Here is an 18,655-nt window from a genome sequence, read left to right on the forward strand (position 1 = left end):
GGTCAGTCGGTGGAGCCGGCCGGCCGCGCGGACCGCGCGGCCGGACCGGCCGGCGGTGCGGGTCGGAGCCGGCGCGGGCCGTACTCGCGCAGCAGGGTCTGGATGATGCCGGCGGCGGGGATGGCCAGCAGCGCGCCGAGCAGACCGGCCAGCTCCGCCGCGAGCAGCACACTGACCAGCACCGTCAACGGGTTCAGCCGGACCGCCCGGGACAGGATGAGCGGCTGGAGCAGGTGGTTCTCCAGCTGTTGGTAGACCACGAAGAACACCAGCACCACCACCCCGGCGGTGGGGGAGTGCAGGAAGCCGGCACCGGCCGCGATCACCGCGCCGAGGGTCGCACCGACCAGCGGTATCAGGTCGGCCACCGCCACCAGCAGCGCGATCACCGCCGCGAACGGCACCCCGGTGAGGGTCAGCACCACGAAGGTCAACGCCCCGCAGATCACGCTGATCAGCAGGTTCCCGGTGAGATAGCCGGTGACGGTGCGCGACACCTCCCGGCCCACCCGACGCAGCCGCTCGCCCTGACCGTCCCCGGCCGCCGCGAGCAGGCCGCGGGTGATCCGCGGCGCCTCCAACACCATGAGGTACGCGAGCACGATGACAGTGACCAGCCCGGCGACCGACTCGACGACGCCGCGCAGCACACCGACAGCGGGTTGACGCAGCCGGCCGCCCAGGTCACGGAGCTGCTCGGAGTGCTCGCTGACATAACGCCGTGCCCCGGTGCGCTCCAGCGCCTGCCCCACCGGGCCCCGTCCGGCGCGGGCCTCCCGCAGCAGCTCGGGTGCCCGGTCGGCGAAGCGGCCCAACTCCCCGAACAACGGCACCACGATGAGCGCGGCCAGGATCGCCAGCAGCACGAACGCGGCGAGGAACACCAGCAGGGTGGCCAGTGCCCGACGCCGGACGAAGCGGCGTTGCAGCCGGTCGACGAGGGGTTTGAGCGCGACGGCGAAGAACGCGGCGACCACCGCCCAGACCAGCACCCGCCGGGTCGCGTACACGAACCCCAGCGCGAGCGCGGTCGCCAGCACCAGACCGATCACGACCAGAGTTCGGCGGCCGGTCTCCCGATCGTCGGCGTTGCTCATTCGGCGGGCCTTCCCCGCGCGCGCCGTCGGAAACCCGGCATTGCGGGCACAACGGCGATCAACGGCGGGAGTTGTCGTCCGCGTCGGTGAGGGGGTGGGCGCCGGCGACGAACGTGTCGAGCGCGGCGGCGTGCAGCAGCCCGCCGGGCACCGGGTCGCGCAGGCCGGCCACCGCCAGCCGGGCCACCGGCAGCCCGCCGGGGCGGGAGGTCGCGGCCAGCACCAGGTTGCCGTACCTGCGGCCGCGCAGCATCCGCCGGTCGCCGACCACGCACACGTCGGCGAAGACCGCCCGCAACGTGGCCACCTGCACCCGGGTCCCGACCAGCGGCGGCAGGTCCGTGACGTTGACCAGGAACGACCCGTCGGGGCGCAGGACGCGGGCCACCTCGGCGGCGAACTCGACTGTGCGCACGTGCCGGGGCATCCGGGCCGCGCGGTAGATGTCGGCGATCACCAGGTCGTACCGGCCGTCCGGGGTGTCGGCCAGGGCGTCCCGGGCGTCGGCGACCTCCACCCGCACCTCCGGCGGCAGTGGCGGCAACTCCCGGGCCACCAGCTCGACCACCGCCGCGTCCCGCTCGACGACCCGTTGCGGTGAGCCGGGTCGGGTGGCGGCCAGCCAGCGGGGCAACGTCAACGCGCCGCCGCCCAGGTGCAGGACGGTCAGCGGGGCGCCGGCCGGGGCCGCCACCTCCACCGCCGAGGCGATCCTCCGGACGTACTCGAAGTGCAGGTGCCGGGGGTCCTCGACATCCACGTACGACTGCTCCACCCCGGCGGACAGCAGCGTCCGCCCGGTCCGGCGGACCGGGTCGGCGACCAGCTCCAGCCGGTCGGCGGCGCGGTTCATGTCCGGCACGCTAGCCGAGCCCCCGGTGCGCACGTTCCGGGGCCCGGCACAGCGGACGGGCCGACGGAGCGGGGTCGCCCCCGGTCCGCCGGCCCGCCGATGTGTGGTGGCTGGTCAGCCGCCGGCCATCCCCGCACCCACCTCGTCGATCGCGTCGTCGACCTGGCGGGCGAGGTCCACGTCGAGCGCGGTGACCCCGTTGGCCTGGCTGGTCCGCACTGTCAACACGGCGGCGGTGTCGCCTGGACGCCCGATGCTCGGGCCGCGGCCGTTGTCCTGGCGTAGCCGGTCGAGCCGGGCGAGCACCCGGTCCAGGTTGTCGGGCGGCAGGGCTACCACCCGGTAGAGGCCCTGGCTGTCGCCGGCCCAGTAGGGCAGGTCCTCCAGCGCCGCGTTGATCTCGTCGGCGTCCAGGGTGGGTGTGGTGGTGGAGGCGCCCACCAGGCCGCCGCCGGCCTCCGGCGGGTTCAGCAGGTCGCGCAACCCGTCGGGTACGTGCAACGACTCGACCAGGTCGCCGTCCTGCTCGGCGAGCGCGGCGATCGTCGCCTCGGCCTGGTAACGGGCCTGCTCCGGGGTGTTGCCGCTGATCCGGCCCACCTCGGCCAGGAAGCCCGGCAGGTCCTGGTGCCGTTCGATGCCGTCGACCGGCAGCACGTCATGCAGCGACGCTGGCACCGCGGCGAGCAGCCGCTGCCGCTCGGCGGCCTCCAGGGCGAACGCGAGGACGAGCACTGTCGCCTCGGTACCCACCTTGGCGGTCTTGAAGTCGACCCCGGCGCGACGCCGGACCTCGTCGACCAGGTCGTGGTAGCCCATGCTGTTCACGCCGGCCGCGCCGCTCGGCGGGGACGGTTGGGGTCTCGGGTTGTCGGCGCTACCGACCGGCGGCGGCGCCGGACCGCCACGCGTGGTGTCCGACTTGTGTGCTCCGGCCGCCGGTGGGCCGGCCCGCTTACCCGCGTCGAGGCTCGTGAGCTGCTTGGACGCGCTCAGGCTGGCGCCGATCTCGCTGGGCTGTCGATTCTGTTCCCGGGCCTGCCGGGCCAGTGCCCGGCGCCTCTGGTTGTCGCCCTCCATCTGCTTGCGCATGCTGGCATCCCTTCCGCTGGGGATCGTGGCTGCGCCAGTCGCCTTCCCGCCGCGCCCGAGAAGGAAACGGAGGCCGCCGGCCGGGTCGGACCGGCCTGCGTGACGCTTCATCCGGCGGGGGTGAGGGGTGCTCACCCGCACGGCCCGCACGATCGGGTCAGGACCGGAGTTCTTCCGAGGTACGCGGAAGGAAGGTCGTCATGAAGGAAGTTGTCGAGATCGTCCCCGCTCGACCCGGCTGGTACGCCCGCTGGCAGCTCACACCCGAGGTCACCAGGTGTTACCCGGTGAGCCTGTGGGCGCTGCTGGAGGAGGCCGACGGAACGGGCCGCGAGGTGATCGGGATGGACTGCATCGGTCAGTGGCCCGGCGCGGACGACAACGAGGCGGGTGGGCAGTTCGTCCGCTACCTGTACCAGACGCCCGATTCGGGGAAGCCCGAGGACGTGGACGCGGCTCCGATCGGCGAGCTGCGTGAGGACGGCCCCCGGCTCCAGCCGATGACGGCACCCTAGACATTCCTCCGGCCCCCGACCCCAGGTCCCAGGGTCGGGGGCCACCCCGTCTGTTCACGGGGTGGCCTGCGGGTCAGCCGATGGCGCGCACGTCGTCGTCGGCGTACGCCACGGTCAGCAACTCACTCAGACCGGTGCGGTCCAGCATCCGCTGAAGTTGAGGGCTGACCCCGGTCAGTCGCATCGCCCCGGCGGCGCGGTGCACCACCAGCAACGCACTGAGCCCGGACGAGTCGCACAGGGTCACCCCGGTCAGGTCGACCAGCACCGGGGCGTCATCGTCGCCGCGCAGCTCACTTGCCACGGCGATCAGCTCGGGCGCGCTGTCGTAGTCGAGCTCCCCGATCAGCCGGAGTCGGACGTTGCCGGCGGCGAGCCGGGTCGTCTCGATGGTCAACAGCTGGTCGGGCATCCCACCATTCTGCTTGCCGAGCGACAAAACGCAAAGCGGGGGCGGCGACGCGCCCCCGCTGTCGATCGTTCAAGACCCCCACCCCGGCGGCGCCCGCCACCCGCCGTGAGATGCCGCTATCCGGGTTCGGGCGTAGGGTGGCTGGAGAGTTTTGACAGTGGACGCCGGTTCCGGCACGGGTTCGGTGAACGACAAGGAGTGAGGCTCAGCTGGTGACTGCTTCCGACGTCAGGGACTGGGACCCGGGCGACGGACGGCTCTCCACGCCGAGCACGACACGACCCTCGGCGTGGTCCGCCGACGTTCGCCGTCCCACCGCGGCCCTGCCGCCGCTGGCCCCCGACCGGGGTCAGGCCACGCCCGACTGGCTAGAGGTCGTCGAGCACTTCCGCGAGGGCCTGGTGGTCTGCGACGCCGATGGCGTCGTGCGGCACGTCAGCCCGGTGGCCGAGCGGTTGCTGCCCGAGGTGACACCCGGCGAGCTGCTCAGCGCCGCCGGTGTGCCCGGGTTGAGCGAGGGCGTCCCCGGGGGCTTCACCCATCGCGGGCGCCGGCTCACCGCGCGCCAGGTGCCGCTCTCCGGCGACCGCTGCTGCTGGTACGTCGAGGACGTCACCGACAGCGTCAGCCGCGCCGACGCGCTGCTCGCCGAGCGTGCCCGCTCGGCCTTCCTGGCCGTGGTCGGCGACAAGCTGGGCAACCCCCTGCACCCCGACCGGGCGGCCGCCGCTGTCGTCCGACTCGCCGTGCCGACCCTGGCCGAGGTGGCGGTGCTGGTGCTCGCCCCGCGGGCCGGGCGCGCCCGCTGGTGGCGGGCCTCGCGTACCGACGACGAGGTGCCGAATGTGGACAGCGGCGTACTGGCCGGCGGCGAGCTGCCGACCGCCATCGCCGACGGGTTGACCGGAGCCGAGCCGCACGCTGTGGACTGGCTGGTCGAGCAGGCGGTCGACGCCGGCTGGCTACCGGGGCTGGCCGGCACCGAGAGCGCCGCCCGGGTCGTCCCGCTGCCGGGCCGCGACGCACCGGTCGGTGTGCTGCTGGTGGCCCGTCGCGCCACCCGCTGGTACGACGAGGACGACGTGGAGTTGGCCCGCGCGTTCGCCGCCCGCGCCGGCGCCGCGTTGACCACAGCGCTGCTCTACCGCGACCAGGCCGAGGTGGCCGACACCCTCCAGGCCAGCCTGCTGCCGGTCGAGCCGGTCGAGGCCGTCGGTGTGCAGTGGGGCACCGCGTACCGGCCCGCGCAGGCGGGGCTGCGCATCGGCGGCGACTTCTACGGTTCACACCGGCTCACCGACGGTGGTTCGGTGTTCTTCCTCGGCGACGTGTCGGGCAAGGGCGTCGAAGCCGCCGTCTTCACCGGCCAACTGCGCCAGTGCCTCCAGGCGCTGCACCGGTTGGAGTCGCACCCGGCGCGGTTGCTGCGGCTGCTCAACGACGCGTTGCTGGAGACGACCCAGGCGCACGGCCAGGGCCGCTTCGCCACGATCGTGCTCGGCGTGGCCCGCCCGGAGCGCGACGGTGGCCTCACCCTCGCCATGGCGGGCGGCGGGCACCTGCCACCACTGGTGCTGCGCGCCTCCGGCGAGGTCGAGACGGTGCCGTTGCGCGGCATGCTGATCGGAGTGGTGCCCGACCCCCGCGTCGGGGAGGTGACAGTGCGGCTGGCGCCGGGCGAAACCTGCCTGCTCTACAGCGACGGCGTTACCGAGGCCCGGGGCGGCCGACGCGGAGACGAGCAGTTCGGCGCCGAGCGACTGGTCACCGCGTTGACCGGCTGCCACCGGATGCCCGCGCCGGCCCTGGCCGAACGGGTCGAGCAGCTCACCTGCGACTGGCTGGCGCAGGGCGACCACGACGACATCGCCGTGCTGGCGCTACGGGCGGCCGGCCTGAGCGGGCGCGGGGCGCGGCACCTGCACTCGGTGCCCGCCGGCATCGACCAGACGGAGGAGACTGACGCGTGACCGCCGCCACGGCCACCACCGACCTGGGCGAGGCGTACTCCGGATACCTGGACCACCTCGCCGACGCCGACGAGTACGCCGCGACCGACCTGGCGATCGGCCTGCTCGACGCGGGCGTCCCGGCGGAGCGGGTGCTGCTCGACCTTGTCGCGCCCGCGCAGGCCGAGGTGGGTGAGCGGTGGGCGCGCAACGAGTGGAGCGTCGCCCAGGAGCACGCGGCCACCCACATCAGCGAACAGGTGGTGGGGGCGGTCTCCGCGCACGTCAAACCGCGGCCGACCGGCGGCCGGATCGTTGTCGCCTGCATGGACGGCGAGTGGCACGCGCTGCCGCCCCGACTGGTGGCGGAGGTGCTGCGGTTACGCGGGTGGCAGGTGACCTTCCTGGGCGCCAGCGTCCCGGCGGCGCACCTCGTGTCGTACCTGCACCGCTACGACGCGCACGCTGTCGCGCTGGCGTGCGCGTTACCGATGCGCCTGCCGTACGCCCACCGGATGATCGAGGCCTGCCGCCGCTCGGACGTGCCGGTGGTGGTCGGCGGGCGTGGGTTCGGCACGGACGGCCGGTGGGCGCGCCGGCTCGGGGTGGCCTGGGCGCCGGACGCGCCCTCGGCGGCCGAGCTGATCGCCGACGAGCGGGCGCTGCGCGGGGTGCCGCCGGCGCGGCTGGCCCACCTGGCCGACGACGAGTACGCCAGCCTGGTGCGCCGTCGCGGTGAGCTGATCGACAGCGCGTTGGCGGAGCTGCGGGAGCGGGTGCCGGCGGCGCGGGAGTACAGCGCCGCGCAGCTCGACGCGACAGTGAGCGACCTGGGCCACATAGTGGATTTCCTGGCCGCGGCGGTCTACGTCGACGACCCCTCGCTGTTCACCGAGTTCGTGCAGTGGCTGTCGGGGATTCTGCGCAGCCGTGGGGTGCCCGCCGGGGCGGTCGTCCTGCCGCTGGAGCACTACGCCGCAGCGCTGCGGGACTTCCCCCGGGCGGCGCGGGCGCTGGCGCTGGGATGTGCGGCGCTGCCCGGCGAGGCCCGCTGACCGACCCGCCGGCGGCAGCCGGATCGATCACCGCGCTCGGCGGCGGACGAGGCAGCTCTGCGTATACTTGCCGGACTGCAAACGTCCCACCCGAGGGTGGAGCGAGGGGGAGAACGGTGACGTTCAGCGTCAATCACGTCGAGCGCGACAGTGGTGGCGCCTGCCTGCGGCTCGTGGGCGAGCTGGACCTGAGCACCGCCCCCGAGCTGGCCGCCGCCATCGACCGGCTCACCGCGGCGGGCGAGACCCGGGTGCTGCTCGACCTGACCGACCTCACGTTCTGCGACTCCACCGGGATGGCCGTGTTCGTCCGGGGCGACAATCAGGCGGCGGCCGACGGGGGGTGGCTCCGGCTCACCGGTGCCAACGGGCGGGTCGAGCGCGTGCTGCGGGTGACCGGCCTCGCCGACGTGTTGCGCTACGAACCGGAGTCGGTCGACCCCGCGTCCCGCACTGCTTCCTGATGGGCTAGATTTCCCCGCCAGCATTTCCCCGCCAACGCGGTGACCGTCAGGGTCCCGTCCCCGCCGACTCCGAGGCAGGTAGTGATGGGCGCAGACAGCCCGCAGCCGGTACGCATCCTGGTGGTCGACGACGACCCGGGTGACGTGCTGATGATCGAGGAGGCACTGGCGGACTCCGACGTCGAGAAGATCATCGACGTGGTGAGTGACGGCGAGGAGGCGATGGAGTTCCTCCGCGCCGAGGGCCGGCACCAGCAGGCCCGCCGACCGGACGTGATCCTGCTGGATCTGAACATGCCGCGGATGGACGGTCGGCAGGTGCTCGGGGCGGTCAAGCAGGACGAGGATCTACGGACCATCCCGATCGTCGTGCTGACCACCTCCAACGCCGACACCGACATCGTCGGCAGCTACACGTTGCAGGCCAACGCGTACGTCACCAAGCCGATCGACCTGGACGACTTCAACGACGTGGTCCGCCGCATCGACGAGTTCTTCGGCCGGGTCGTCGTGCTGCCCAAGCGGGTCTGACGCCCGCGCCACCTGCGCGCATGCTGAACATTTTTCCCGAACCCCCTCGGCGCGAGCGGTCGCGGCCGAGGATCCAGGTGGGGAAGTAACAGCAGCTGCCTGGGGGGCGACAGTATGAGGTTCTCCGTCGTTGAGACCGGTTACGACCAGCGGCAGGTGGATTACTGCCTGGACGAGTTGGGGATCCGGTTGTCCCGGCTCGCCGCGCGGGCCGAGGGCGCGGCCGGAGCGGCCCGACAGTGGGACGAGATCCGCCAGGAGGCGGCCTGGCTCAGCGGGCTCCTGCAACGGCTCGACCTGAGCGACGCCGCCGCCACCCGGCATGCCGGTGACGCCGTGCGGCGCGAGGCGGCCGAGATCCGCGCCCGGGCCCGCGCCGAGCTGGACGAGGCCCGCGAGGAGGCACGGCGGGTGCGGGAGCGGGCATACGCGGAGGCCGTGCAGGCCCGACGCGACTTCGAGGCTGCGCTGGACGCCCGCCGACGGCGCGAGGTGCGGGTGGACGAGATCCTCAGCCAGGTGACTGTCGACCAGGTGCCCGCCGACACCCCCACCGCGGCCGCTGGGGTGCCGGGCAGTCGGGTCGGGGTTGGCGGCCTGGACGCGGGCGTGGAGCCTCCGCCCGGCCGTCGCTGAGACGCGTGGGCGTGGGTGCCCGGCTCAGGCGGTGAGCGCCGCCGCAACTGTGGTCGCCCGGTCCTCGTGCTGGGCGTACGCGTCCGGGTAGGCGGAGATCTGCACGGACTGCGCGGCGGCGGTGACGCTCATGTCCTGCCAGCCGGGGATCTCGTTGAGCGCCGTGTAGAAGGCCCGCGCGGCGTACGACGGGCGCATCAGCTGGGCCACAGTGCCCCAGCCGCTGCTGGGCCGCTGCTGGAACAGCCCGACCGAGTCGTGGTCGGAGCCGCTGCCCTGGTTCGGGTACTCCGCCGACTCCGGCAGGACGTCGCTGGCCAGGTTGTAGAGGTTGCTCTCCTGCATGGCGGTGGACAGTGCCACCACCAGGGCCCGACGCGGCATCTTCATCTCCAGGCCGACGTCCACGATGATCTTCGCGTTGTCCATCTGTGCCTGGTCGAGGCCGGCGACCGGCCGGGGGCGGCGGGGCTTGACCGGCTTCTTGGGCGCCTTGCGCACGGCGGTGGGAGTCGGCGTGGGCTTCGCCGTCGGGCTGGGCGGCAGGATCCGGGCGGGGGCGGCGTCACGGTCCAGCGACCGGGAGGCGCGTTCGTCGGCGATGGCGGCGCGGTCGGCCACCGCCTCGGCGAGCGGCTCGACAGTGCGGGGGGTGTCGTCGTGGTTGCCGCGCGCGGTGGCGACCGCGACGAGGCTGAGGCAGCACGTGACACCGGTGGCCAGCGCCACCCGCACCGGGGTCGAGCCCAGCAGGGCACGCCGCGACGGTTCGGCGGCGCGGTGACGGCCGATCGTCCGTTCGGTTGATGTGGCGTCGTCCGAAAGGGTCGTCGGGCGCGCTTCGGTCAGCTTCTGGTCGGAGGGGTCGTCGGGATGCACCTGACGAGGCTAAAGACCTGAATGCCCGATGCCACCAGCCCGTACGGTGGCATGCGCCACAATTTGCCCTGATCATGCCGACTTTAGCGCGCAAAACGTCAGCGAAGCTGATCAACCTCGCGCATCACTCCAGACGGTTATTCCCGACTTGCCGGCAGAATGCACCCACCCCGCCACCCTGCCGGCTGCGTCTCCGGCCACCTCCAGCACTCACCCGAACACCCGAGCCAAACCTCCACCAATCGGCCGCCCACCCCCGCCCCTCCCGCCCCCGCCCCACCGCGCCGATCTTGCATTTTCTGTCGCGACATAGAGGGGCATCCCCCCTGATATCGACAACCGAAACTGCAAGATCGGCGCGGTGGGGGGTGGGCGTGCGGGCGTGCGGGCGTGCGGTGGGGCGTGTGGGGCGTGTGGGTGGGCGGGGTGTGGCGTTAGTGTCGGCCGTTTTCGGCTGGGGTGACGGTTAGGCGGTGTCGGCTGGTGTCGCTGCTGGAGAACGGCCAGAGCCGGTCGGCGTACTCGACCAGGTCGGCCAGTTGCTCTCGGCTCAGACCGGCTGAGGAGATCTCCGCGTGCACGTCGGCCCGGTATCGACCGTCGTTGTCCCGTCCCAGCTTCGCCTCCGCCCGGACCTGCACGGTGTGCGCCTCGTCGGTGATCTCCCCGGCCACCTCCACTGCCGCGTGATGCAGGCAGGAGGCGAAGGCCGCGGCCAGCAACTGCTCCGGGGTCAACCCCGTGCAGTGCGGCGCCAGCGGTGAGGCCAGCGCGGTGGAGAGCCCGCCATCGTCGGTGCGTACGTGACCGCCCTCGGCGGTCGCTGTGGCCTCACGCAGCCAGGAACTCTGATCCGGCATCGCGTTTCTCCCGTCGCTCACCAGGCCGGCTACCCCTTCGCCGCCCGGCGAAACGCCGCCTGTGCTGCGGTCAGCGCCCGGCGGGCAGGTTCGGCTGGTCCACCAGCGCCACCGCCTCGGTGGCCTCCGCGGCGGCCCGTTCGGTCCACGGAGACGTCGGGGCCGGCCGGCGGGTCGTCGGGATCGTCATCGGCACATACACCCGGGCGTCCACCGCCTCGGCCAGCTGCAGCGCGGCGACCAGGCTGGTCGGACGCTGCTCGGGGTCGTCGGCGAGGCAGGAGTGGCACAGCTCGGCGACCTCCGGCGGGAGCCCGGCGATGTCGGGCAGCGGCTCCGGTGGCCGACGGCGGCGGACGTGCAGCAGCTCGCTGGCGGTCGCCGCGCGGTAGGGCAGGCGGGCGGTGAGGCTGTAGTAGAGCAGCACGCCGAGGGCGTACATGTCGGCGGCGGGGGTGGCCGGCGCCTCGTCCAGCTGTTCGGGCGCCAGGTACGCCGGGGTGCCGAGCACCATCCCGGTCGGCATCGGGTCCGGTTCCCCGGCGGCGATGGCGATGCCGAAGTCGAGCACCTTCACGCCGGCCGGGGTGAGCATGACGTTGGCGGGCTTGACGTCGCGGTGCACGATGCCCTCGGCGTGCGCGGCGGCCAGCGCGGCGGCGACCTCCGCGCAGACCCGCACCGCGATCTGCCAGTCCAGCGGCCCGGCGCGCAGGTGCACGGCGAGCGTCTCACCCTCGGCCAGTTCCATCACGATGTAGGGCACCGGTCGACCGGGCCACGTCGAGGAGGTGCCGAAGTCGTGCACTGTCGCCACGTTGGGGTGTTCCAGGCGGGCCGCGGACCGGGCCTCCGCGCGGATCCGGTCCACCGGGCCGTCCCGATCGTCGCGGCCGGGCGAGATGAGCTTCACCGCGACCGGCCGGTCCAGCACCTGGTCGTAGGCCCGCCACACCTCGGACATCCCGCCCACACCGATGCGCTGTTCGAGCCGGTACCGCCCGTCCAGCATCCGCATCGACAGCTCCTCGTCCTCGCCCCGTCGACGACGGGTGCTCAGGTGCCGGTACCCGAGCGCCGAGCTGGGCAAACCGGAGCCCGACTCGGGGCGGACGGGCCCCGCGCACCTCGCTGCGCCAGGGCTGCGGGTGCGGTAGCTTGCGAGCCAGAGCCGGTGTCACCGATTGTGCCGGCACGGTCACCCGAGGGGACGCCGCGATGAGCGAGGTCACCGTACGCTTCGTCGGCGGGCCCGCGGACGGCCTGGTCCGGCTGCTGCCGGCCGGGTCGGACGGCGCCCCACCCCAACGTTGGATCATGCGGCACCCGGACGGCACGGGCCCGGTGCAGCCCGGCCCCGACCACCTCTACGAACGCGATCGGCCCGACGAGGCCGGCGGCTGGAGCATGCGGTTCGTGCGCACCGACGCGTACGGGGTGTCCGAGTGATCACGAGGCGGGGCTGACCCGTGGTGTCGCCGGCGTCGCGTCGGCCCGGCCGCACAGCTCGCGCACAGCTTCCGCAGGGGCGCGGCACAGGCGTGGCGGCCACCATGGGGCCCATGGTCATGAACGGGCAGGCCGCGCCGAGCCGGATCGAGCTGCGTCGCCCCGACGGTGAACCCGTCCGGGTGCTGGTGGTCGACGACGAACCCACGCTCACCGACCTCCTGTCGATGGCCCTGCGCTACGAGGGCTGGCAGGTCCGCACCGCCGGCAACGGCATGGCGGCGTTGAGCACCGCCCGACAGTTCCAGCCGGACGCCGTGGTGCTCGACGTGATGCTGCCCGACCTGGACGGCTTCCAGGTGCTGCGTCGGCTGCGCGAGCACGCCCCCACAGTGCCGGTGCTCTTCCTGACCGCCCGCGACGCTGTCGAGGAACGCATCGCCGGGTTGACAGTCGGCGGCGACGACTACGTGACCAAGCCGTTCAGCCTGGAGGAGGTGATCGCCCGGCTGCGCGCGCTGCTGCGCCGCTCCGGGCTGGCGATCGCCGCCCGGGAGGAGGCGGTGCTGACTGTCGGTGACCTCAGTCTCGACGAGGACAGCCACGAGGTCCGCCGGGCCGGTCAGCTCGTCACCCTCACCGCTACCGAGTTCGAGCTGCTGCGGTACCTGATGCGCAACCCGCGTCGGGTGCTCAGCAAGGCGCAGATCCTCGACCGGGTGTGGAACTACGACTTCGGCGGCCAGGCCAACGTGGTGGAGCTGTACATCTCGTACCTGCGCAAGAAGATCGACGCCGGTCGGGCGCCGATGATCCACACGCTGCGCGGCGCGGGTTATGTCCTCAAACCCGCCGAGTAGGCGCCGCCCGCTGCGCGCCGCCCGTCGGTGGCTGGCCGGGCGCTCCCTGCGTACCCGACTGGTGTTCGCGCTGCTCGCGCTGCTGGCGTTGGTCAGCGTCGCCATCGGCGGCCTGACCACTGTGGCGCTGCGGCATTTCCTGATCGACCGGCTCGACGCCCAGTTGGCCCCCGCGACGGCCATGCGGGGCGACCGGCCGGGACGGCCGGCGTTTCCCGGCGACGGACCGGGCATCCCGCCCGGGTTGCCCTCCGGCGCGGTGGTCGCCGAGATCACCGATGGCCGGGTGACCAGCGCCCGGACCCTGACCAGGAGCGTCTCCAGCGCCGATCCGTTCCCCGACGAACAGTCCGTCGCGGTGGGGGAGGTCGCCGTGCTGGCGGACCTGCCGGTCGACGCCAGGCCGCGCACCGTCGACCTCGGCGATCGCGGTGACTACCGGGCCGTGGCCCGGCAGTACTGGGACGGCCGGGTACGCGTCGTCGCGATCCCCCTCTCCGGCGTCCAGGAGACCGTCTGGGCGCTCGTCGCCGCGCAGGCCGGGGTGGCAGCGGTCGGGCTGCTGCTCGCCGGTGTGGCGGGCGCGCTGATCGTGCGGGCGACCCTGCGACCGCTCAACCGGGTGGCCGCCACCGCGACCCGCGTCACCGAGCTGCCCCTGGACCGGGGGGAGGTGGCGCTCGCCGTCCGGGTCCCGGCCGCCGACACCGACCCGCGCACCGAGGTCGGTCAGGTCGGTGCGGCGCTGAACCGGATGCTGGGCCACGTCGCCGACGCGCTCACCGCCCGGCAGGCCAGCGAGACCCGGGTACGCCAGTTCGTCGCCGACGCCAGCCACGAACTGCGGACGCCTCTCGCGGCGATCCGCGGCTACGCCGAGGTGGCCCGGCGTGGCCGCGACGAGGTGCCCGCCGACGTGGCGCATGCCCTGCGTCGGGTGGAGTCGGAGAGCACCAGGATGACCAGCCTCGTCGACGACCTGCTGCTGCTGGCCCGCCTCGACACCGGCCGGCCGCTCGCTGTCGAACCGGTGGACCTGACCGCCCTGGTGGTGGACGCGGTCAGCGACGCGCACGTCGCCGGTCCCGAACACCGCTGGCAGCTCGAACTGCCCGAGGTGGCGATCCGGGTGCCCGGCGACGCCGCCCGGCTGCACCAGGTGGTGGCGAACCTGCTCACCAACGCCCGGGTGCACACCCCGCCCGGCAGCACTGTCACCACCACGCTGGCCGTCGACGCCGCCAGTGCCGTGCTGATCGTCGCCGACGACGGGCCTGGGGTGCCGGTGGAGCTGCAACCGGAGATGTTCGAGCGGTTCGCCCGGGGCGACAGCTCCCGCTCCCGCGCGCACGGCAGCACCGGCCTCGGTCTCGCGATCGTCGCGGCGGTGGTGGAGGCCCACCACGGCACGGTCGGGGTGGACAGCCGTCCAGGTCGGACACTGTTCACCGTCCGGTTGCCCAATCCCACAGCTGACGCATAGTTCGCGCACGGGGTCGCGCCAGTCGAGCCCTCAAGGCTGGCCGCATGGACAGAACCGAGACCCTGCTGACGGCACCCGCCGCACCCGAGCCGCCGACGGCCGCCCGCCCCGACGAGCACTCGCCGCCGACGCGCCGCTCGCCGGCCTGGGCCCGGCCCGCGCTGGTGATCCTGCTGCTCGTCACCGGCCTGCTCTACCTGTGGGGCCTGGGCGCGTCCGGCTGGGCGAACTCGTTCTACGCGGCGGCCGTGCAGGCCGGCTCGATGAGCTGGAAGGCGTTCCTCTACGGCTCGTCGGACGCCGCGAACTCCATCACCGTCGACAAGACACCCGCGTCGCTGTGGCTGATGGCAATGTCCGTGCGCGTCTTCGGGCTGAACAGCTGGGCGATGCTCGTGCCGCAGGCGCTCTGTGGGGTCGCCTCGGTCGGCGTGCTCCACGCGACGGTGAAGCGCTGGTACGGGCCGGCCGCCGGTCTGATCGCCGGGGCGGTCCTCGCCCTCACCCCGGTGGCGACGCTGATGTTCCGGTTCAACAATCCCGACGCGCTGCTGGTCCTGCTGCTGGTCGCCGGGGCGTACGCGACAGTGCGCGCGCTGGAGACGGCCAGCACCCGGTGGATCGTGCTGGTCGGTGTGCTGGTCGGCTTCGGCTTCCTCACCAAGATGTTGCAGGCGTTCCTGGTGGTTCCGGTCTTCGCTGGCGTGTACCTGCTGGCCGCGCCGACCGGGCTGTGGCGGCGGGTCCGGCAGTTGCTGCTGGCCGGGTTGGCGGTGGTGGTCTCCGCCGGCTGGTGGGTGGCGTTGGTCGAGCTGGTGCCGGCCGGCGCCCGCCCGTACATCGGCGGCTCGCAGGGCAACAGCATCCTGGAGTTGACCCTCGGCTACAACGGCCTCGGCCGGATCACCGGCGAGGAGGTCGGTAGCGTCGGCGGCGGTGGCGCACGACCGGGCGGCGGCGGTGGCCCGTTCTCCGGGCAGAACGGCGTGCTGCGGATGTTCGGGGGCGAGATCGGTGGTCAGATCTCCTGGCTGCTGCCGGCCGCGCTGATCCTGCTGGTGGTCGGCCTGCTGCTGGCCGGAAGGGCGGCCCGCACCGACCGAACCCGCGCCGGGCTGCTGCTCTGGGGCGGCTGGCTACTGGTCACCGGCCTGATCTTCAGCTTCATGTCCGGGATCTTCCACGCTTACTACACTGTGGCGCTCGCACCGGCGATCGGCGCGCTGGTCGGCATCGGTGTGACGCTGCTCTGGGGGCAACGCCGACCGCTGCCCGCGTCCGGGTCCGCCGAAGCTGCCGGGCCTCGTTGGCAGCGATGGCGTCCGCTGGCCGCCACGGCGACGCTCGCGGGCACACTCGCGGTCACCGTGTGGTGGGCGTGGGTGCTGCTCGGCCGCAGCCCCGACTGGTACCCGTGGCTGCGGCCCACGGTGCTCGTCGCGGGCTTGGTCGGGGCGGTGCTGCTCCTGCTGGTCACCCGACTGCCCCGCCGGCTGGTGCCAATGGTGCTGGGCCTTGGCGCGGCGGCTGCCCTCGCCGGCCCGGTGGCGTACGCGGTGCAGACCGCCGCGACCCCGCACACCGGGTCGATCCCGAGCGCCGGCCCGTCCGTGGCCGGCGGGTTCGGCCGGGGCGGTTTCCCCGGCGGGCAACCGCGCGGCGGCACGGAACTGCCGACCGCCGGTCAACTCCCCGGCGGCGGCCAATTCCCCGGCGGCGGCCAGAACGGCGGCGGCCAACTCCCAGGCGGCGGCCAGAACGGCCGTCAGGGGCCCGGCTTTTCCGCCGGTGGTCGTAACGGCGCACCCGGCTTCCCGGGCGGTGGTCAGGTTCCTGGCGGCCAGGGACGCCCGGCAGGTGGGGGAATGGGCGGGCTGCTCGACGCCCGTGAGCCCAGCGCCGCGCTCCGCGAGCTGCTGGAGCACGACAGCGCCGAGTACACCTGGGTGGCGGCGACCATCGGCTCGAACAACGCGTCCGGCTATCAGCTCGCCACCGGCGAACCGGTGATGCCAATCGGTGGCTTCAACGGCAGCGACCCGTCACCGACCCTCGCGCAGTTCCAGCGGTACGTCCGCGAGGGAAAGATCCACTACTTCGTCGGTGGCGGTGGCTTCCGGGCCAACGGCGGCAGCTCGGCCTCCCAGGAGATCGCCGCCTGGGTCGCGCAGACGTTCACGGCGCAGACCGTCGACGGGGTCACCGTCTACGACCTCAGCGCCGGTACGGAGGCGTCGTGACCGCGCTGGGCGGACCACGGGCCACCGTCCGGGCCCGACCCACGGCCGCCGTGCTGGACGTGGTGATCCCGGTCTACAACGAGGAGGTCGACCTCGGGTCGTGCGTACGGCGACTGCACGCCCATCTGAGCGCGAACTTCCCGTACCCGTTCCAGATCACCATCGCCGACAACGCCAGCGTCGACGACACCCTGAAGGTGGCCGACGGCCTCGCCGGCGAGCTGCCCGGCGTCGAGGTGCTGCACCTGGACGCCAAGGGGCGGGGGAGGGCACTCTCCGCCGCCTGGTCGGCGTCGTCCGCGCCGGTGCTGGCGTACATGGACGTGGACCTCTCCACCGACCTGGCGGCGCTGTTGCCACTGGTCGCGCCGCTCATCTCCGGTCACTCCGACCTGGCGATCGGCACCCGGCTGGCGCGTACCTCCCGGGTGGTGCGCGGCGCCAAGCGGGAGGTGATCTCGCGGGCCTACAACCTCCTGCTGCGCGGGGCGCTGGCGGCGCGGTTCTCCGACGCGCAGTGCGGGTTCAAGGCGATCCGCGCCGACGTGGCCGCGGAGCTGCTGCCGTTGGTACGCGACACCGGCTGGTTCTTCGACACCGAGCTGCTGGTGCTGGCCCAGCGGGCCGGGCTGCGCATCCACGAGGTGCCGGTGGACTGGGTCGACGACCCGGACAGCCGCGTCGACATCGTCGCCACCGTGCTGGCCGACCTGCGTGGCGTGGGCCGGCTGGGCCGGGCGCTGCTGACCGGCGCGCTGCCCCTGACCGACCTGCGCGCACAACTCGGCCGGGCGCCGCTCACCGCGCCGCGTGCCCAGCCCGGTCAGGTGCCGGTCGGGTTGCCCCGGCAGCTGGTCCGGTTCGCGGCGGTCGGGGTGGCGAGCACGCTCGCGTACCTGCTGCTGTTCGTGGCGACCCGGGGCATCCTCGGCGCGCAGCCGGCGAACCTGCTGGCGCTGCTGGTGACAGCGGTGGCGAACACGGCAGCGAACCGGCGGCTGACGTTCGGCATCAGCGGACGCCGGCACGCCGCCCGGCACCACGCGCAGGGGTTGCTGGCCTTCGCCCTCGGTCTGGCGTTGACAAGTGGCGCGTTGGCAGTGCTGCACGTCGTCTCCGCCGTACCGGCCCGGCCGGTGGAGCTGGCAGTGCTGGTGGCCGCGAACCTGGCCGCCACAGTGCTGCGGTTCGTGCTGCTGCGCCTGGGCATGCACCACCGGCGCAGCTGAGCGACCGACCGGTCAGCCGACCAGCATCTCGGTGAGGACCTCGACGACGCGGCGGGTGTGCCGCCCGTCGGGGTCCTCGTCGGTGTTCAGGTCGGTCACGCTCATCCCGAGCAGCCGGTCGGCGCGGGCCAACGGCGTGACCAGCGCGATCAGGTCGGCCCAGCGCGGCCCGTCCGGCTCGGGGTAGGTCACCGCGGGCAGGTCGCGCGGGTCCACCACGTCCAGGTCGAGGTGCAGCCACGCCGGTCCGTCGCCGTCGGCGGCCAGGCCCGCGCCGACCGTCGCCGCGCCACGCCGCAGCAGCTCGGCGGCGTTGACCTGGTGGATCGCCGGGTCGATCCGGGCCTCCTCGACCCGACTGCTCTCGTCGGTGGCCGGGCGGTGCCCGAGCAGGTGGACGCGGTTCGGCTCGATCAGCGCGCCGCCGGGGCCGACGGCGGCGGCGGGGCCGTTGCCGGTGACCACCGAGAGGTCCATGTCGGCGGCCTCACCGGTCGGCGAGGTCGTGCCGTCGAGGAAGTCCGGGTGGGCGTCGACGAACCACAGGTCGGTCGCCGGGGGCAGGGCCCGGCAGATGCCGGGCAGGATCGCGCAGTCGCCGCCGAGCACCAGTGGTCGGTGGCCGTCCGCGATCAGCGCGCCGATCCGCGCGGCGATGGCGCCGCCGGCCCGGACCAGGCCCGCCGCGCCGATCACCCCGCTGGCCGGGTCGCGGTTCGGGTCGCGCAACCGCGCCTCGTCGATCCGCCCGTCGTCGTCGGCGCCCAGGGCCTCGCGCAGGCCGGCCCGGCGCAGCGCGGCCGGGGCCCGCTCCTCGCCGCGCCCTGCCCCGGAGGAGTCCAGCGGCGCGTCCACGATCATCCAGCGCACGTCCGCAGCGTACCGGCGCGGCCGGCCGTCCCGGCCGCATTCTGTGGTGAGGCTGGGAGTACGCCGATGTGCCCGCGACGGCGAGGACGACCGGCGTACGGTGAGGGACAAGTCCGGCTTTCTGGGTCAAAAGCCTCATCGGTGTACGCCTGGGACGCCGGTGTCGAGGCGGCGAGGCAAG

19 protein-coding genes are annotated in these 18,655 nt (G+C 73.5%); 11 read left to right on the forward strand and 8 right to left on the reverse strand.

The features are described 5' to 3' along the window. Positions 1–2: 2 nt before the first annotated feature. The 3 genes from NIE79_RS14215 to NIE79_RS14225 all read right to left on the reverse strand — a co-directional run bounded on the left by NIE79_RS14215 (position 3) and on the right by NIE79_RS14225 (position 3,042). The gene (locus tag NIE79_RS14215) at positions 3–1,097 is read right to left on the reverse strand and encodes an AI-2E family transporter (RefSeq protein WP_238679013.1); all 1,095 of its coding nucleotides are present in this window, start codon (positions 1,095–1,097) and stop codon (positions 3–5) included. A gap of 58 nt (positions 1,098–1,155) precedes the next feature. After that, a complete protein-coding gene (locus NIE79_RS14220) occupies positions 1,156–1,950 on the reverse strand; it encodes a spermidine synthase (protein WP_238679014.1) in 795 nt (264 codons plus the stop codon). A gap of 114 nt (positions 1,951–2,064) precedes the next feature. After that, a complete protein-coding gene (locus NIE79_RS14225) occupies positions 2,065–3,042 on the reverse strand; it encodes a DUF2267 domain-containing protein (protein WP_238679015.1) in 978 nt (325 codons plus the stop codon). Between the two features lie 200 nt (positions 3,043–3,242). On the opposite strand from NIE79_RS14225, the gene NIE79_RS14230 reads away from it, so the two are divergent. Then, a complete protein-coding gene (locus NIE79_RS14230; RefSeq protein ID WP_238679016.1) occupies positions 3,243–3,557 on the forward strand; it encodes a hypothetical protein in 315 nt (104 codons plus the stop codon). Between the two features lie 73 nt (positions 3,558–3,630). Here the strand turns inward: NIE79_RS14230 and NIE79_RS14235 are convergent, their stop codons facing one another. Beyond that, positions 3,631–3,969 carry an STAS domain-containing protein gene (locus tag NIE79_RS14235; RefSeq protein ID WP_238679017.1) on the reverse strand — a complete coding sequence of 113 codons (339 nt, stop codon included), beginning with the start codon at positions 3,967–3,969 and terminating at the stop codon, positions 3,631–3,633. Between the two features lie 212 nt (positions 3,970–4,181). On the opposite strand from NIE79_RS14235, the gene NIE79_RS14240 reads away from it, so the two are divergent. The 5 genes from NIE79_RS14240 (at position 4,182) to NIE79_RS14260 (ending at position 8,604) form a co-directional block, all read left to right on the forward strand. Further along, the gene (locus NIE79_RS14240) at positions 4,182–5,939 is read left to right on the forward strand and encodes a PP2C family protein-serine/threonine phosphatase (protein WP_238679018.1); all 1,758 of its coding nucleotides are present in this window, start codon (positions 4,182–4,184) and stop codon (positions 5,937–5,939) included. Beyond that, on the forward strand, positions 5,936–6,973 hold the full coding sequence (locus NIE79_RS14245; protein WP_238679019.1) for a cobalamin B12-binding domain-containing protein: 1,038 nt from the start codon (positions 5,936–5,938) through the stop codon (positions 6,971–6,973). The genes NIE79_RS14240 and NIE79_RS14245 overlap by 4 nt, the downstream gene beginning before the upstream one ends. Before the next feature lie 116 nt (positions 6,974–7,089). Then, positions 7,090–7,437, forward strand: coding sequence for an STAS domain-containing protein (locus NIE79_RS14250; protein ID WP_238679020.1), 348 nt, complete (start codon positions 7,090–7,092; stop codon positions 7,435–7,437). A gap of 84 nt (positions 7,438–7,521) precedes the next feature. After that, positions 7,522–7,968, forward strand: a complete 447-nt coding sequence (locus NIE79_RS14255; protein WP_238679021.1) for a response regulator — start codon at positions 7,522–7,524, stop codon at positions 7,966–7,968. 114 nt (positions 7,969–8,082) lie between these two features. After that, positions 8,083–8,604 carry an ATPase gene (locus tag NIE79_RS14260; RefSeq protein WP_238679022.1) on the forward strand — a complete coding sequence of 174 codons (522 nt, stop codon included), beginning with the start codon at positions 8,083–8,085 and terminating at the stop codon, positions 8,602–8,604. 24 nt (positions 8,605–8,628) lie between these two features. On the opposite strand, the gene NIE79_RS14265 is transcribed toward NIE79_RS14260, so the two are convergent. The 3 genes from NIE79_RS14265 to NIE79_RS14275 form a co-directional block, all read right to left on the reverse strand. Next, entirely contained in the window at positions 8,629–9,483 is an 855-nt protein-coding gene (locus NIE79_RS14265; protein WP_238679023.1) for a hypothetical protein, read from the reverse strand. Between the two features lie 434 nt (positions 9,484–9,917). Further along, a complete protein-coding gene (locus tag NIE79_RS14270; RefSeq protein WP_238679024.1) occupies positions 9,918–10,343 on the reverse strand; it encodes an OsmC family protein in 426 nt (141 codons plus the stop codon). A gap of 70 nt (positions 10,344–10,413) precedes the next feature. Continuing rightward, on the reverse strand, positions 10,414–11,361 hold the full coding sequence (locus tag NIE79_RS14275) for a serine/threonine-protein kinase (protein ID WP_238679025.1): 948 nt from the start codon (positions 11,359–11,361) through the stop codon (positions 10,414–10,416). Positions 11,362–11,561: 200 nt separating this feature from the next. Between NIE79_RS14275 and NIE79_RS14280 the strand changes: the two genes are divergently transcribed. The 5 genes from NIE79_RS14280 to NIE79_RS14300 all read left to right on the forward strand — a co-directional run bounded on the left by NIE79_RS14280 (position 11,562) and on the right by NIE79_RS14300 (position 17,604). Beyond that, positions 11,562–11,792, forward strand: coding sequence for a DUF8847 domain-containing protein (locus NIE79_RS14280; RefSeq protein ID WP_091408172.1), 231 nt, complete (start codon positions 11,562–11,564; stop codon positions 11,790–11,792). A 119-nt stretch (positions 11,793–11,911) separates the two neighbouring features. Continuing rightward, positions 11,912–12,652, forward strand: a complete 741-nt coding sequence (locus NIE79_RS14285) for a response regulator transcription factor (RefSeq protein ID WP_372433046.1) — start codon at positions 11,912–11,914, stop codon at positions 12,650–12,652. Then, the gene (locus tag NIE79_RS14290; protein ID WP_238679026.1) at positions 12,630–14,135 is read left to right on the forward strand and encodes a sensor histidine kinase; all 1,506 of its coding nucleotides are present in this window, start codon (positions 12,630–12,632) and stop codon (positions 14,133–14,135) included. Before NIE79_RS14285 ends, NIE79_RS14290 begins: the two co-directional genes overlap by 23 nt. A gap of 44 nt (positions 14,136–14,179) precedes the next feature. Continuing rightward, a complete protein-coding gene (locus NIE79_RS14295) occupies positions 14,180–16,375 on the forward strand; it encodes an ArnT family glycosyltransferase (protein ID WP_238679027.1) in 2,196 nt (731 codons plus the stop codon). Beyond that, a complete protein-coding gene (locus NIE79_RS14300; RefSeq protein ID WP_238679028.1) occupies positions 16,372–17,604 on the forward strand; it encodes a bifunctional glycosyltransferase family 2/GtrA family protein in 1,233 nt (410 codons plus the stop codon). The genes NIE79_RS14295 and NIE79_RS14300 overlap by 4 nt, the downstream gene beginning before the upstream one ends. A gap of 12 nt (positions 17,605–17,616) precedes the next feature. On the opposite strand, the gene NIE79_RS14305 is transcribed toward NIE79_RS14300, so the two are convergent. Further along, a complete protein-coding gene (locus NIE79_RS14305) occupies positions 17,617–18,465 on the reverse strand; it encodes an arginase family protein (protein ID WP_238679138.1) in 849 nt (282 codons plus the stop codon). Positions 18,466–18,655 lie beyond the last annotated feature (190 nt).

The sequence above is a fragment of the Micromonospora trifolii genome, from assembly GCF_022229005.1.
In the GTDB taxonomy this organism is placed as follows: Bacteria; Actinomycetota; Actinomycetes; order Mycobacteriales; family Micromonosporaceae; genus Micromonospora; species Micromonospora trifolii.

Bases quoted from the DNA above. Each gene is read 5' to 3' on its own strand.
- NIE79_RS14215 (WP_238679013.1), bottom strand. From the start codon at position 1,097: ATGAGCAACGCCGACGATCGGGAGACCGGCCGCCGAACTCTGGTCGTG.
- NIE79_RS14220 (WP_238679014.1), bottom strand. From the start codon at position 1,950: ATGAACCGCGCCGCCGACCGGCTGGAGCTGGTCGCCGACCCGGTCCGC.
- NIE79_RS14225 (WP_238679015.1), bottom strand. From the start codon at position 3,042: ATGCGCAAGCAGATGGAGGGCGACAACCAGAGGCGCCGGGCACTGGCC.
- NIE79_RS14230 (WP_238679016.1), top strand. From the start codon at position 3,243: ATGAAGGAAGTTGTCGAGATCGTCCCCGCTCGACCCGGCTGGTACGCC.
- NIE79_RS14235 (WP_238679017.1), bottom strand. From the start codon at position 3,969: ATGCCCGACCAGCTGTTGACCATCGAGACGACCCGGCTCGCCGCCGGC.
- NIE79_RS14255 (WP_238679021.1), top strand. From the start codon at position 7,522: ATGGGCGCAGACAGCCCGCAGCCGGTACGCATCCTGGTGGTCGACGAC.
- NIE79_RS14260 (WP_238679022.1), top strand. From the start codon at position 8,083: ATGAGGTTCTCCGTCGTTGAGACCGGTTACGACCAGCGGCAGGTGGAT.
- NIE79_RS14270 (WP_238679024.1), bottom strand. From the start codon at position 10,343: ATGCCGGATCAGAGTTCCTGGCTGCGTGAGGCCACAGCGACCGCCGAG.
- NIE79_RS14275 (WP_238679025.1), bottom strand. From the start codon at position 11,361: ATGCGGATGCTGGACGGGCGGTACCGGCTCGAACAGCGCATCGGTGTG.
- NIE79_RS14280 (WP_091408172.1), top strand. From the start codon at position 11,562: ATGAGCGAGGTCACCGTACGCTTCGTCGGCGGGCCCGCGGACGGCCTG.
- NIE79_RS14285 (WP_372433046.1), top strand. From the start codon at position 11,912: ATGAACGGGCAGGCCGCGCCGAGCCGGATCGAGCTGCGTCGCCCCGAC.
- NIE79_RS14290 (WP_238679026.1), top strand. From the start codon at position 12,630: ATGTCCTCAAACCCGCCGAGTAGGCGCCGCCCGCTGCGCGCCGCCCGT.
- NIE79_RS14295 (WP_238679027.1), top strand. From the start codon at position 14,180: ATGGACAGAACCGAGACCCTGCTGACGGCACCCGCCGCACCCGAGCCG.
- NIE79_RS14305 (WP_238679138.1), bottom strand. From the start codon at position 18,465: ATGATCGTGGACGCGCCGCTGGACTCCTCCGGGGCAGGGCGCGGCGAG.